The organism is Delftia lacustris (genome assembly GCF_040267515.1).
Taxonomy (GTDB): Bacteria; Pseudomonadota; Gammaproteobacteria; order Burkholderiales; family Burkholderiaceae_C; genus Comamonas; species Comamonas tsuruhatensis.
This window is the reverse complement of sequence record NZ_CP141274.1, coordinates 4,273,581-4,286,701: the sequence shown is the minus strand read 5'-3', so window position 1 is coordinate 4,286,701 and position 13,121 is coordinate 4,273,581. Positions and strand designations below refer to the sequence as shown.

Below are 13,121 nucleotides of genomic sequence, written 5' to 3'. Positions count from 1 at the left end.
AAGAAACCATGACTTTTTCGATTGTGGGGCGCTGCGAGCGCACCGGGCAGCTGGGCGTGGCCATCAGCTCGTCCAGCATTGCGGTGGGCGCGCGCTGCCCCTGGGTGCGCGCGGGCGTGGGCGTGGTGTCCACGCAGAACATCACGCTGCCCGCCCTGGGCCCGCGCGTGCTGGACCTGCTGGAGCAGGGCGCCGACCCCCAGGCCGCGCTGCGCCAGGCGCTGGACGACGGCAGCTGGCCGCAGTACCGCCAGGTCACCGTGGTGGACGCGCAGGGCCGCACCGGCGTCTTCAGCGGCAGCCAGGCGCTGGGCATCTTCACCAGCGCCGTGGGGCGGCAGTGCGTGGCGGCCGGCAACCTGCTGGCCAGCGAACGCACCATCGAGGCCATGGTGCCGGCCTTCGAGCGCAGCGCGGCGCTGCCGCTGGCCGAGCGCCTGCTGGCCGCCATGCGGGCCGCCATGGCCGCGGGCGGCGAGGCCGGGCCCGTGCATTCGGCCGCGCTCAAGGTGGCGGGCGAGCACAGCTGGCCCATGGCGGACCTGCGCGTGGACTGGTCCGAGCACGATCCCATCGGCGCGCTGCAAGGCCTCTGGGCCGCCTACGCGCCGCAGATGCAGGACTACCAGACGCGCGCCATCGATCCCACGGCCGCGCCCAGCTACGGAGTGCCGGGCGATGAGTGAGGCGGCCGGGTAGCTGACACATCGCCTTGCCCGGGCGCACGGGCGTGTCGCGGCACTGGCATCGCGTTCACTTGGCGTCTGAAATCACGGGGGTATCGGGCGTCCAGCACGTGGTGCGGTTGCGGCCATTGCGCTTGGAGAAGTACATGGCGGCGTCGGCCCGCTCCAGGCAGCGCTCGACCGATGCCTCGCCCTCGTCCATGAGGCATACGCCCAGGCTCACGGTGAAGCGGATCGGGCTGTCCTGGCCCTGTACGGACACGGCCAGCGCCGCCACGGCCTCACGCAGGTTCTCCGCGCGCCGCAGTGCGGTCGGGGCGTCCACGTCCGTCAGCAAGACGGCGAATTCCTCGCCGCCCAGGCGGCCCAGCATGTCGCCCTGGCGCAGCTGCTTGGACACCGCGATCACCAGATGCCTGAGCACCTCGTCGCCCACGCCATGGCCGAAGCTGTCGTTGACGCGCTTGAAATGGTCGATATCCAGCATGATCAGTGCCGACGGATGGCTCAGTCCCAGGCGCAGGTGCTCCAGCTCCGACTCCATGCGCGTGATGAAGGCCCGCCGGTTGCTGGCACCCGTGAGCGCATCGGTCAATGCCAGGGCTTCGAGCTGCGTTTCGCGCCTCTTGTAGTCGGTCACGTCGTGGAATACCCAGCAGTAGCCAAGCAGCCGCTCCTGCCTGCGAAGCGGCAGCAGCTCCGTTTCTATATGGCGGCCGTTGGACAGAGCAAAGATCGTTCGTTGCGACAGGGCGCCTGCCCCCGGTTGCGGTGCAGGCTGCAAGGCCGTTGCCATGGCCGGGGGCAAATAGGACAGCAAGGTCTGCAGGCTTTTCCCCACAAGGTCCGTGGCGGACAGCGGCAGCTCGAACAGGTCCACCAGCATTGCGTTGCTTGCCCTGATGCACTGCCCCGCATCGTCGGTCACCAGGATGCCTGACGGAAATTTCTCGATGATGGCCTCCAGCCGCTGCTGTACCTGGTGCAATGCGCTTTCCGCCTGATGGCGGGCATCTACGTCGAACAGTGTCCAGATCACATTGCCCTGGGGGTCTTCGGGGTCCAGCAGTGCGCCCTGCATGTCGAACCAGCGCATGTGGCCACCCTTGACCTTCAGTGCCCACTCGGTACGCACCGTGCCCTTCAGGCTCAGGCGCTCGTACAGCGATGCGAAGCTGTCGAAACTGTCGCTGGACGGATGCAGCTGCTGGAAAGAGCACTGCGGCTCGAGCGCGCCCGCGGCAAGGCCGAAGCACTCGGCTGCCCGGGCATTGGCGTAGACGATGCTGCGGCGATGGCTGGCGACAAGCACCAGGGCGCTTCCGCGCTCCAGCAGGGCGCTCACCATATGGGTCTGCTCCACCCGTTCCTGGATATCGGTGTGCATTCCCAGCATGCGCAATGCCTTGTTGTCGGCATCGCGCAGGGTCACTTCCCCGCGCGATTCGATCCATCGCCAGGAGCCATCGGCCTGCCTTATGCGCATCTCGACACGGAATGGGTCGCCGTGTTCGAGGTGGCGCCTGAGCCGTTCCTGGACGCGAGGCTGGTCCAGTGGGTGCAGCAGATGCATGAAGCCGGCCACGGTGAACGAACCGAGTGCCTGGTCCGGCATGCCCAGCATCTGGTAGCAGCGGGCATCCCACAGCACCTGGTCGTGTTCGCGGTCCCACTGCCAAAGTCCGTCACGCACGGCACCGATGGTCAGCCGCAGCCGTTCCTCGCTTTCGTGAAGCGCCTTGCGCAGGCTTTCGTCCTGGGTGACATCGAGGATGTAGCCATGCCAGAGCACGGTTGCGTCGTCAGTGCGTTGCGGGCGTGCATGGCCCTGCAGCCAGCGCACGGAGCCATCGGCGGACTGTACGCGGTACTTGCAGGCCCAGTCCCCCTGGCTGCGCATCGCTTCGTCGATGGACCGCCTGAGCGCGGAGATATCTTCCGGATGAACCCGCTGTGCCAGGTCCTGCAAGGCAGTGTCTGCCGTATCCGGATCGATGCAGTGCATGGCATAAAAGCCGGGGTTGGCAAACGACAGAGCGTAGTGGCCGGCAGGGTCCCAGCTGTACTGGAACAGGCCGCCCGGCACTTCCTGCGAAAGGAGATGAAAGCGCTCTTCGGACTGGACCCGCTGGTCCTCCTCCCGCCAGCGCTGGAACGCCAGCCAGGCCGTCAGCATCCCGCCCAGAAAAATCAGCAGCGTGCCTATGCCGTTGCGCCACAGGCTCTGCCGTATGGTCTCGTTGAGCGGGCCGAACACGGCCTCGTGGTCCAGCCCCGTGCTCACCAGTATCGGAAAGCCGCTGACGCGGCTCCAGGCATACATGCGCTGTATTCCGTCGGTGCTCGCCAGCACCTCGTAGGTGCCATGCGTGACATCGGGGGCAAACAGCGCCACCCGCTTCGCGGGCAACTGGCGCCCGAGCACCCGGTCCTGGTTCTGCGAGCGTGCAAGATAGGTGCCGTCCTCGCGCAGCAGCAAGATCACGTCGCGCGGGCTGTCGAAGATGGCCTGCAACTGCCGCGACAGGTACTGCGGCGACAGCGACACCACCAGCACGCCCGCAAACGCGCCACGGTGGTGCAGGGCGCGGCTCAGCTGGATACCCCACTGCCCGGAGACCCGTCCCTGTACCGGACGGCCAATGAAGGTTCCCTGCGTCAGGCCCTTCAGATGCGCCTGGAAATGTTCGCGGTCGAAAATGGATACGCCCTGCGCAGGCGGCTCCGAGGCTGCCAGGCTCGAATACACCACCTGGCCCTTCGCATCGGCCACGGCCACCTGGACGATGGTGCCGGGCGGATAGGCCTCCTGGACGCTGGCGACGGCCCGCCCGAACGCCTCGGAGTCACCCGACTCGTAGTCCTGGGCCAGGTCCCGCAGGGAATAGTTCAGGCCCGACAGCATGGTCCCGGCCTGCGCGGAAACCGCCTGGGACATCTGCGAGACGCGCAGCCAAGCCTGATCCTGTGTGTAGCGCTGCATGTACTGGTGGCTGGCCAGCAACGCGGCCCAGTACAGCCCCGCTGCGAGCGCCATCAAGCAGACGCCTGCAATGACGGCCAACGATGTTCTTGCGTGCGAGCGCGAGGAAAGGGCGGGACGATGGATAGCGGTGGAACGAGAAGACATGCAACGCAGCGAGACAAGAAAAAAGATCTGCAACGCCAGCTGTCAACCGCAATGGCCCACCGATACAGCGCCCCGCACGCCACAGCGCTCGAGACGCAGGTCCTGCCTGCCGGTGGGCCAGAGCAACCGATATGACTCTGTGAATACGTCGCTCTATAAGCATGCTAACTCAGATGGGGGCCTGCGCGATAGCCAGCAAGTCAGGGCAGCAGCCGGCGCGCAGCCTATCCGCGCGTCCCGGATGTCTGGGGTGTCTTGGGTGTCTTGGGCGCCCCGGTCCTGGCAGCGTCCTGGACCTGCCCGGGCTGCGCCTGTGGAAACACCCGCGCGCACAGGAAGTCCACCAGTGCCCGCAGCTTGGGCGAGGGGTGCCTGCTGGCGGGCCACAGCACGTGGAAGACATTGGTGTGCTCCATGCAGTCCGCCAGCACGGGCTGCAGCCGGCCGTCGGCCAGCGGCTCGCGGATGGAAAAATCCGGCAGGTAGGCGATGCCCAGGCCCTGCAGCGCAAAGCACAGCCGGGTTTCGATGTTGTTGCAGATCATGGAGGTGGGCAGCTGCAGCTCGGGCGCGCCCGCTGCGCGCCGCAGCACCCAGGGCTCCAGCTTGCCGCTGTGGGGGTAGCGGTAGTGCAGGCAGCTGTGTTGCAGCAGATCCTCGGGCACCCGGGGCGTGCCGCGCTGCGCCAGATAGCCGGGCGAGGCCACCAGCAGGTAGCCGAAGGCGCCCAGCCGGCGCGCGGACAGCCGGGAGTCGGCGGGCGCGCCCGTGCGCACCACGGCATCGAAGCCTTCCTCGATCACATCCACCAGCTGGTCCGTGAAGTCCAGGTCCAGCTCGATCTCGGGATAGGCGCGCATGAACTCGCCCAGCACCGGCAGCACCAGCGAGCTGACCAGGGGCAGGCTGACCCGCAGCCGGCCACGCGGCGCGGCGCTGGCCTGCGACAGCTCCAGCTGTGCGGCCTCGATCTCGGCCAGGATGCGGCGGCTGCGCTCCAGGAACAGCGCGCCCTCTGCCGTCAGCGTGATGCTGCGCGTGCTGCGGTGGAACAGGCGCACGCCCAGCCGGTCCTCCAGCCTTGCCACGCTCTTGCCGATGGCCGATGCCGAGACTCCCATCAGCCGGCCTGCCGCCACGAAGCTGCGGGTCTCGGCGACCTGCACGAACACCAGGAAACCGTTGAGGCTGTCCAAGGCCACTCCTTCATTGCGGACAGAAAGCTCCGCATAACCCGGAAATCTACCCCACTTTTTCTTTAATCGAGGGCTTTCTATCGTCAGGACCCTGTTCATTGATCCCGGGAATTCCCATGACGATTGCTCTTTCTGCGGCATCTGCTGCACCCGCTGCGCTGCCTGCAGCCCCGTTGAACTCGCCCCTGTCCGACCGCATCCAGGCCGTGGTCCGGCAGGCGCTTGAGGCGCAGCGCCTGGTCGGCGCCGTGGTGCTGGTGGCGCGTGGCGGTGCCCTGGTCCACCGCCAGGCGGCCGGCTGGGCTGACCGCGAGCGCGGCCTGCCCATGGCCGTGGACACGGTGTTCCGCCTGGCCTCGGCGAGCAAGCCCATTGTTTCGGCGGCGGCCCTGGTGCTGGTGGCGCAGGGCCGGCTCGGTCTGGATGAGGGCGTGGACTGCTGGCTGCCGCAGTTCCGGCCCCGGCTGGCCGATGGCCGGCCGGCGCGCATCACCGCGCGGCAGCTTCTCAGCCACACGGCGGGGCTGGGCTACCGCTTCTTCGAGGCCGACGCACAGGGCCCTTATGCGCTGGCCGGTGTATCGGACGGCATGGATGGCTCGGGCATCAGCCTGGCGGAGAACCTGCGCCGCATCGCCAGCGTGCCCCTGCGGTACGAGCCCGGCACGGCCTGGGGCTACTCGCTGGCCACCGATGTGCTGGGCGCCCTCATCGAACAGGTGCACGGCAGGCCGCTGGAGCAGGCCGTGCGCGACCTTGTGGCCGGGCCGCTGGGCATGGCCGATACCGGCTTTGCCGTGACAGATGCGCTGGCCGCACGGCGCGTGGCCACGGCCTATGTCAGCGATGTGCCGCAGCCCCATCCGCTGGCCGAGGGCGAGACCGTGTCGCCCTTCGAGGGTGCCATCGGCATCCCGTTCAGCCCGGCCCGCATCTTCAATGCGCGGGCCTTTGCCTCGGGAGGTGCGGGCATGGCCGGCACGGCCGGCGACTTCCTGCGCCTGCTGGAGGCCCTGCGCCAGGGCGGCGGAACGCTCCTGCCCGACGCGCTGGTCGCCGAGATGGCGCGCGACCAGACGGGCGGGCTGGAGCTGCCCGATGCGCCCGGGTTCGGCTTCGGACTGGGCTTTTCCGTGCTGCGCGATCCGGCGCTGGCCGCGTCGCCCGAGTCGGCGGGCACCTGGCGCTGGGGCGGGGCCTACGGGCATTCCTGGTTCGTGGACCGGGCACAGGAACTCAGTGTCGTGGCCTTCACCAACACCTTGTACGAGGGCATGTCGGGGCGCTTCGTCAACGATTTGCGCGACGCGGTCTACGGGGTTTGTGAGGTCCACGGGGCTTCGGGAGAGCCGCAATGAACGGAACAAGCCAGGACCGTCTGCCCGTTGCCTCCCTGCTGGCGCTGGCCATGGCAGCCTTCATCACCATATTGACGGAGGCGCTGCCGGCGGGCCTGCTGCCGCAGATGGCCCAGGGCCTGGCCGTGACCGAGGCCTGGGTGGGCCAGACCGTCACCCTCTACGCCATAGGTTCCCTGGTGGCCGCCATACCGCTGACGGCCGCCACGCAGGGCATGCGCCGCCGCCCCCTGCTGCTGGCGGCGATCGCGGGCTTTGTCGTCGCCAACACGGTCACGGCTCTGTCCACGCACTTTGCGCTGACCCTGGTGGCGCGCTTTCTGGCGGGGGTCTCGGCCGGGCTGCTTTGGGCGCTGCTGGCCGGCTACGCGGCACGCATGGTGCCCGGCCATCTCAAGGGCCGCGCCATCGCCATTGCCATGGTGGGCACGCCGCTGGCGCTGTCGCTGGGCGTGCCGGCCGGCACCGTGCTGGGCCAGTGGGTGGGCTGGCGGCTGTGCTTCGGCCTCATGAGCGTGCTGGCGCTGGCGCTCATGGTCTGGGTGCGCGCCCGCCTGCCCGACTTCGCGGGGCAGGCGGCAGGCCGCCACCTGCCGCTGCGGCGCGTGTTCACCCTGGCGGGCGTGCGCCCCGTGCTGTTCGTGGTGCTGGCCTTCGTGCTGGCGCACAACATTCTCTACACCTACATCGCGCCCTTCCTGGCGGTGGCGGGCATGGCCGCGCGCACGGACCTGGTGCTGCTGGTGTTCGGCGCCACCTCCGTGCTGGGCATCTGGATCACCGGCGTGCTGATCGACCGCCACCTGCGTGCGCTCACGCTGGCCAGCATTGCGCTGTTCGCCTTGTCCACGCTGATGCTGGGCGTGGCCGCAGATGCGCCGGCCCTGGTGTATGCGGCGGTGGCCGTCTGGGGCCTGGCCTTTGGCGGCGCCGCCACGCTGCTGCAGACTGCCATTGCCCACACGGCGGGCGAGGCCGCCGACGTGGCGCAGTCCATGCTGGTCACGGCCTGGAACCTGGCGATTGCCGGCGGCGGCATCGTGGGCGGCCTGCTGCTGGCGCGCATGGGCGTGGGCGCCTTCACGCCCGTGCTGCTGGCGCTGCTGGGCGCATCGCTGGCCGTGGTGTGGGCGGCCAGGCGGCATGGGTTTCCTGCGGTGTGCAGGTAGGTAGGGAGGGAGCAGGGCGCGGCCTGCCCGCCTCAGGGGAACTGAGAGGTGCCAGGCTGCCGCTGAAGCGCTTCATTGCGCTGGCCCAGCCAGCCCAGCAACTGCGCCTTGTCCATCGGCCGGGCAACGTGATAGCCCTGTCCCTCCTGGCAGCCCATGGCGCGCAGGGCCTGCCAGGCGCTGGCGTCCTCTATGCCTTCGGCCAGGACCTGCAGGCCGAGCTTGCGGCCCAGCTGGGCGATCATTTCGGCGATGCGCGCTTCCTGTGATTCGCCAAGCTGGCGCACGAAGCTGCGGTCGATCTTGATGCGGTCCAGCGGCAGGCGCTCCAGGTAGCTCAGCGAGGAGTAGCCGGTGCCGAAGTCGTCGATGGCAATGGTCACGCCCAGGGCGCGCAGGGCGCTGAGCGTGGCCTGCAGCAGCTGGGTGGGCAGCACGGCCACCGACTCGGTGATCTCCAGCTCCAGCTGCGCGCCCTGCAGGCCGTGCTCGGCCAGGGCATGGCGCACCGTCTGCAGGAAGCCCGGGTCCTGCAGCTGCACGGTGGAGACGTTGACGGCCATGCGCCGGGGCGCGCGGCCGGCGTCCAGCAGTTCACGCATGGTGCGGCAGGCCGTGGCCAGCACCCATTGGCCCAGCGGCACGATGAGGCCCGAATGCTCGGCCACGGGAATGAAGCGGTCGGGCGGCACGAAGCTGCCGTCCTGCCGTGGCCAGCGCAGCAGGGCCTCCAGGCCGACCAGGGCATGGGTTTCCAGGTCCACCTGGGGCTGGTAGACCAGGAAGAGCTGGGCGCCGTCGATGGCCGCGCGCAGGTCGGACAGCAGCAGGGCGCGGTCGCGCGCCTCCATGCCCATGTGCTCGGAGTACTCCAGCAGCTGGCCCCGGTGGTCGCGCTTGGCGCGCTTGAGGGCGATGGTGGCGTCCTTGACCAGGTCGGTGCCGGCCTGGCGTTCACGGGGCAGGTGCACGTAGCCGCAGGTCAGCGAGACCTTGTGCGGCACGCCGTCCACGGCCAGGGGCTGGCGCGCGCAGTCCAGCAGCTGGCCCAGGGCCACTTCCCTTGTGGGGCCCAGGATGCCGAAGGTGTCCGAGCCCACGCGCGCCAGCAGCACGCCGGCGGGCAGGGCGCCGGCCAGGCGGCGGGCCATGGCTTCGAGCAGGCGGTCGCCGAAGCGGTGGCCCATCACGTCGTTGGTGGCGCTGAAGTCGTCGATGTCCACCAGGGCCAGCACATGGTCCTGCGTGCCGCGCCACACGCATTCGTCCACTTTTTCCACGAAGTGGGCGCGGTTGGGCAGGCAGACCAGGGGGTCGAAATAGGCGGACTGGTGCAGGCGCTCCAGCAGGCCGCGGTTGTGCAGCAGCGTGCGCAGGTTGGCGCAGAAGACTTCGAGCAGCTGGCGGTCCAGTGCGCTGTGCGAGGCCGGCGCGTCGATGAAGACGGCCATGTCCTGCTCGTCGCCACGGCCTATGTACAGGGCCACGCCGCGCTGCACGCCATAGATGTTGCGGCGGGTCTGCAGCGCCTGGCGCAGCAGGCGCAGCCCGCGTGAGGCCAGCACGGTGGCGATGGGCTGGTCGATGAGCCGGGCGAACGGCCCCGTGGCCGCGAGCACGCGGTAGGGCTCGGCCGGGTGCGTGCCCTCCGAGCAGACCAGGCCTTCGCTGGCCACGCCCAGCAAGGTGGCCAGCTGGGTGATCACGCCGCGTGCGAAGGCGTGCAGGTTGGTTTCCTCCAGCAGCGAGGCGCTGGAGCGCACCATCAGCTCCAGGCTGCGGCGGTTGGCCTCGATGGCGCACAGCTGCTCGTAGGAGCGCACGGCGGTCACCACGATGGCCAGCAGCCGGTCGGGCGTGAGTTCGGTCTTGGTGCGGCAGTCGTTGATGTCGTAGCGCAGCAGGGTTTCCAGATCGGGCGCCTGGCCCGGGCGGCCGGTGCGCAGCACGATGCGGCTGTTGCGCAGGCCGGCCGTGTAGCGGATGAAATCCACCAGATCCAGCCCGGCGCCCGTGCCGTCGGTCACGGCGTCGAGCACCACCACGGCCAGGTCCTGCTCGCTGCGCAGCAGATTGCGCGCCTGCGTGCCGGAGCGGGCGTAGAGGAACACCAGCGGCCGGCCGAACAGGCTGTGGCCTTCCAGCGCCAGGCGGAAGGCGGCGTGTACGTCGGGGTCGCTGTCCACGATCAGTACCCGCCATTCAGGCCCGGGCACGGGCGATGGCGGGGGCGGCTGCAGAGCCGGCTGCAGGAGGGCGGAAGCAGGGGCGGGCGCCCTGGGCGCCCGTGCGCGCATCACGAAACTCATGCCTCAGCCCTGTCTGTGTCCGCGCCGCTCAGGCCGTGGCATGGTCTGCCGCGCGCACGACCTGGTTGCGCCCGCTGCGCTTGGCGGCGTACAGCGCCTCGTCGGCCAGGCTGTAGGCCTCGTCGAAGCGGCCGCCGCTCGGGCGCCAGCTCACGCCGAAGCTGGCCGTGATGCAGCTGGCGTCAGGCAGGCCGAAGGGATGGGCCTCGATGGCGGCGCGCACCTGCTCGGCCACGCGCACGGCGCCGTCGCTGTCGTGCTGGGGCAGCAGCACGGTGAATTCCTCGCCGCCCACGCGGCCGATGTGGGCCGTGTCCGGCACGGCGGCCTTGAGGCAGCGCACCACGCCCAGGATCACGCTGTCGCCCACGGGGTGGCCGAAGCTGTCGTTCACGCGCTTGAAGTGGTCTATGTCCAGCACGATCAGGGCCAGCCCCTGCTGGGTGAAGTGGCGGTTCACGCGCTCGATGATGGCCGCGCGGTTGAGCACGCCGGTCAGCGGGTCGTGCGTGGCGCGGTATTCCAGCTCGCCGGCCAGCTCCTGCAGGCGCTGGTTGAGCTGGGTCATCTCCAGCTCGGCACGGTCGCTGCGGCGCACCAGCCGGCGCGTTTCGCGCAGCAGGCGGTCATAGGCGGCCAGCAGCGCGCCCAGGGCCTGGTGGCAGGCCCGGGCGCCGGCCTCCTCACCCAGCTCGTGGGCCGCGCGGGCCGCCAGCAGGGCCCGGTGCTCGGCATCGAAAAGATCTGCAGGAGCGGCGCAGGCGGCGGGTGCTGCCACGGTGTCCATCACGCGGCCTTCACGGGATGGCCGGTGAAGGCAATGGCGGCAAAGTCGTCGCGCAGCTCCTCGCCGAATTCGCAGATGGTGTCGTCTTCCTCGTCGTAGTACCAGTGCAGGGCCACGGTGCGGCCGGCCTCGGCGGCCTCGCTCAGCGCCTCGATGAGGTTGAACAGCATCTTGGTGCTGGAGCTGTTGAAGTAGGCCAGCGCGATGTGCACCTGGATCGGTGCCTGCTGCTGCGCGGGCTGCGCCAGGGCCAGGTAGTCCTGCAGGCGGGTGAGGATGCCGCCATAGAAGGCGGCGGCGTTCTCCGGATAGGACTCGCCACGCAGGTGCAGCGTGTGCGTGTCGAACCGGAAGTCCACTTCCGGGGAGCTGGGGGTCGGAGCGATGTAGAGGTTGTCCATGCGTGATCTCGGTGCGTTGTCCGTGCCTGCGCGCCCGGCCTGTCCAGGTCCGGTGCCGGAGCGTTCCTGGCTGGCCGGTGCGGCTCAGAGCGTGGCTTTCAGGTAGAAGACGGGACGACCGTCCACGGTCTGGGCGGGATCGAAGTCGAACTGCAGCGGCTCGCGCGCATCGCGGGCCAGGGTCAGGAAACCCATGCCCGCGCCCTTGCTGCCTTCGGGCGCGTCGTCGCGCAGCGACTGGCGGCAGGCCTTCTTGATCTCGTCCAGGGTCATGCTGCGCAGGGCGTCGAGCTTGGCGCGCAGCGCCTCGCCCATGCCGGGCTCGATGGGGTTGGCGCACAGCAGCACGAAGCTGCCGTCGTCCTCGCGGCGGATGCAGACCGCGCCGTGGCGCAGCTCGCCATCGTCCTGGTGGGGCGGGGTCAGGGCATCGGCCGAGTAATGGATGATGTTCTGCGCCATCTCCACGAAGGACGAGAACAGCTTGCGCCGCGTGGGGCCGGGCACGCCGGCCACTTCCAGCTGCAGCCGCACGGCCTCGGCCATGGCCGCGACGATGTTCTGCGAGAAGTAGCCCACGTAGTAGAAGATCACCTGGTGCTGGCGCGCCAGGTGGAAGAAGCTGCCGTACTTGTCGGCGATCTGTGCTTGGGGCATGGGAGGCATTCAGGTTCTGAAGCAGAAGAAGGTCAGGTCGTCACGGCGGTGGTGCTCGCCTTGCCAGGCCTGCAGGGCGTCCAGCAGGGCGCGGTTGATCTCGGCGGGCGTGCGGCCGGCCTGCTCCAGCAGCAGCTCGCGCAGGCGCTTCTTGCCGAAGGTGATGCCGCGCGGGCCGCCGACCTGGTCGATCAGGCCGTCGGTGGTGGTGAAGACCAGGGTGCCTGCGGGCAGCTCCAGGTCGATGTTGTTCCAGGCGAAGTCGAATTCGCTGTCCACATAGCCCACGCCCTTGCGCTGGCCGTCCACCACCTCCACCGCCTCGGCGCCGGGGCGCAGCAGGAACAGCGACAGGCGCGCGCCTGCAAAGCGCAGGCGCCGGTGCGCGGGCTCGAACCAGAAGCAGGCCGCGTCCAGCCCGTCGTCCGAGCCCGGCGTGCCGTCCTTGCCGTCGAGCTGGCCCAGCATCTGCTTGACGCTGCGGTTCACATGGCCCAGCAGCGCGGCCGGGTCGCGCGGGCCGTGTTCCTTGATGGCCTGGCCCAGGCTGCTGGTGGCGATCAGCGTCATGAAGGCGCCGGGCACGCCGTGGCCCGTGCAATCGGCCACGGTGGCAAACCAGCCATCGCCGTCCTGGCTGAACTGGTAGAAGTCGCCGCCGACCACGTCGCGCGGCTCCCAGACCAGGTCGGCGCCGGGGCAGGCGCGTGCCAGGGCCTCGCGCGAGCTGCGCAGCAGCGACTGCTGGATCACGCTGGCGTATTCGATGCTGTGCATGATCTGGCGGTTGCGCGCCACCTGCATGTCCGCCACCGCACGCATCAGCTGCAGGCCGTGGCCCACGCCCGCGAACAGGCCGCCGCGCGTGATGATGAAGCCGTCGGTCAGCGCCTTTTCACCGTACTCCACGGTCTTCACGGTCAGGGTGTCGATGTCGGTGGAGGCATCGACCACCAGCGGCTCCTTGTCCATGAAGGCGATGCAGCTCTTCTTGCCGTACAGCTCCATGCGAAACGGCTTGCTGAACTGCGACAGGAAGATGCTGCGGTTGATCAGGCCGATGGGGCGGTCGCCCTCCACCACGGGCAGGCTGGCCAGATCGCGGTGGCGCGTGAAGACCTCGAGCACCTTCTCGTTGGTCTCGTCGGCGGTCATGCAGGGTACGGGGGTGCACAGGTCCGCGGCGCTGGGTGGGCGGAAACGGGGCCGGGAATCGCTCAGGTAGGCGCGGGACTCATCCATGGAATGCACATCGCAAAATTGTTAGGGAATGTTACGATTTCCCTGTTTCAGTTTTGTGACGCGGATGGGCCTGAGGGGCAGGCACCTCTTTGGAGGACTGTGAGCCGACAGCCTTCGTCCTGGCGCGGCATGGCCGTTCGCGGCCTGGGGCTGCCGTCCATGCAAGCCATCGGGGTGGACAGGCAG

At 69.2% G+C, this 13,121-nt stretch carries 10 protein-coding genes; 3 read left to right on the top strand and 7 right to left on the bottom strand.

The annotated features are described in order from the left end of the window. Positions 1 to 8: 8 nt before the first annotated feature. A complete protein-coding gene (locus U6958_RS20890; RefSeq protein ID WP_016453722.1) occupies positions 9 to 686 on the top strand; it encodes a DUF1028 domain-containing protein in 678 nt (225 codons plus the stop codon). A 67-nt stretch (positions 687 to 753) separates the two neighbouring features. On the opposite strand, the gene U6958_RS20885 is transcribed toward U6958_RS20890, so the two are convergent. Then, entirely contained in the window at positions 754 to 3,723 is a 2,970-nt protein-coding gene (locus tag U6958_RS20885; protein ID WP_083393670.1) for a diguanylate cyclase, read from the bottom strand. Between the two features lie 317 nt (positions 3,724 to 4,040). After that, positions 4,041 to 5,012: a LysR family transcriptional regulator gene (locus U6958_RS20880; RefSeq protein ID WP_074923456.1), complete on the bottom strand. Its 972-nt coding sequence runs from the start codon at positions 5,010 to 5,012 to the stop codon at positions 4,041 to 4,043. Positions 5,013 to 5,128: 116 nt separating this feature from the next. Here U6958_RS20880 and U6958_RS20875 point away from each other — a divergent pair, with 116 nt between their 5' ends. Both U6958_RS20875 and U6958_RS20870 read left to right on the top strand, forming a co-directional pair. Beyond that, on the top strand, positions 5,129 to 6,370 hold the full coding sequence (locus U6958_RS20875) for a serine hydrolase (protein ID WP_074923455.1): 1,242 nt from the start codon (positions 5,129 to 5,131) through the stop codon (positions 6,368 to 6,370). Next, positions 6,367 to 7,539, top strand: a complete 1,173-nt coding sequence (locus tag U6958_RS20870; protein ID WP_047327232.1) for an MFS transporter — start codon at positions 6,367 to 6,369, stop codon at positions 7,537 to 7,539. The genes U6958_RS20875 and U6958_RS20870 overlap by 4 nt, the downstream gene beginning before the upstream one ends. A 32-nt stretch (positions 7,540 to 7,571) precedes the next feature. Here the strand turns inward: U6958_RS20870 and U6958_RS20865 are convergent, their stop codons facing one another. The 5 genes from U6958_RS20865 to U6958_RS20845 form a co-directional block, all read right to left on the bottom strand. Further along, the gene (locus U6958_RS20865) at positions 7,572 to 9,848 is read right to left on the bottom strand and encodes a bifunctional diguanylate cyclase/phosphodiesterase (RefSeq protein WP_074923454.1); all 2,277 of its coding nucleotides are present in this window, start codon (positions 9,846 to 9,848) and stop codon (positions 7,572 to 7,574) included. 28 nt (positions 9,849 to 9,876) lie between these two features. Further along, positions 9,877 to 10,635: a GGDEF domain-containing protein gene (locus U6958_RS20860; protein ID WP_016448192.1), complete on the bottom strand. Its 759-nt coding sequence runs from the start codon at positions 10,633 to 10,635 to the stop codon at positions 9,877 to 9,879. Next, positions 10,635 to 11,036 (bottom strand): DUF1987 domain-containing protein, encoded by a 402-nt coding sequence (locus U6958_RS20855; RefSeq protein ID WP_016448191.1) that lies wholly within the window; start codon positions 11,034 to 11,036, stop codon positions 10,635 to 10,637. The genes U6958_RS20860 and U6958_RS20855 overlap by 1 nt, the downstream gene beginning before the upstream one ends. A gap of 84 nt (positions 11,037 to 11,120) precedes the next feature. Beyond that, positions 11,121 to 11,693, bottom strand: a complete 573-nt coding sequence (locus tag U6958_RS20850; RefSeq protein ID WP_016448190.1) for a SiaB family protein kinase — start codon at positions 11,691 to 11,693, stop codon at positions 11,121 to 11,123. 9 nt (positions 11,694 to 11,702) lie between these two features. Continuing rightward, positions 11,703 to 12,935: a SpoIIE family protein phosphatase gene (locus U6958_RS20845; protein ID WP_016448189.1), complete on the bottom strand. Its 1,233-nt coding sequence runs from the start codon at positions 12,933 to 12,935 to the stop codon at positions 11,703 to 11,705. Positions 12,936 to 13,121 lie beyond the last annotated feature (186 nt).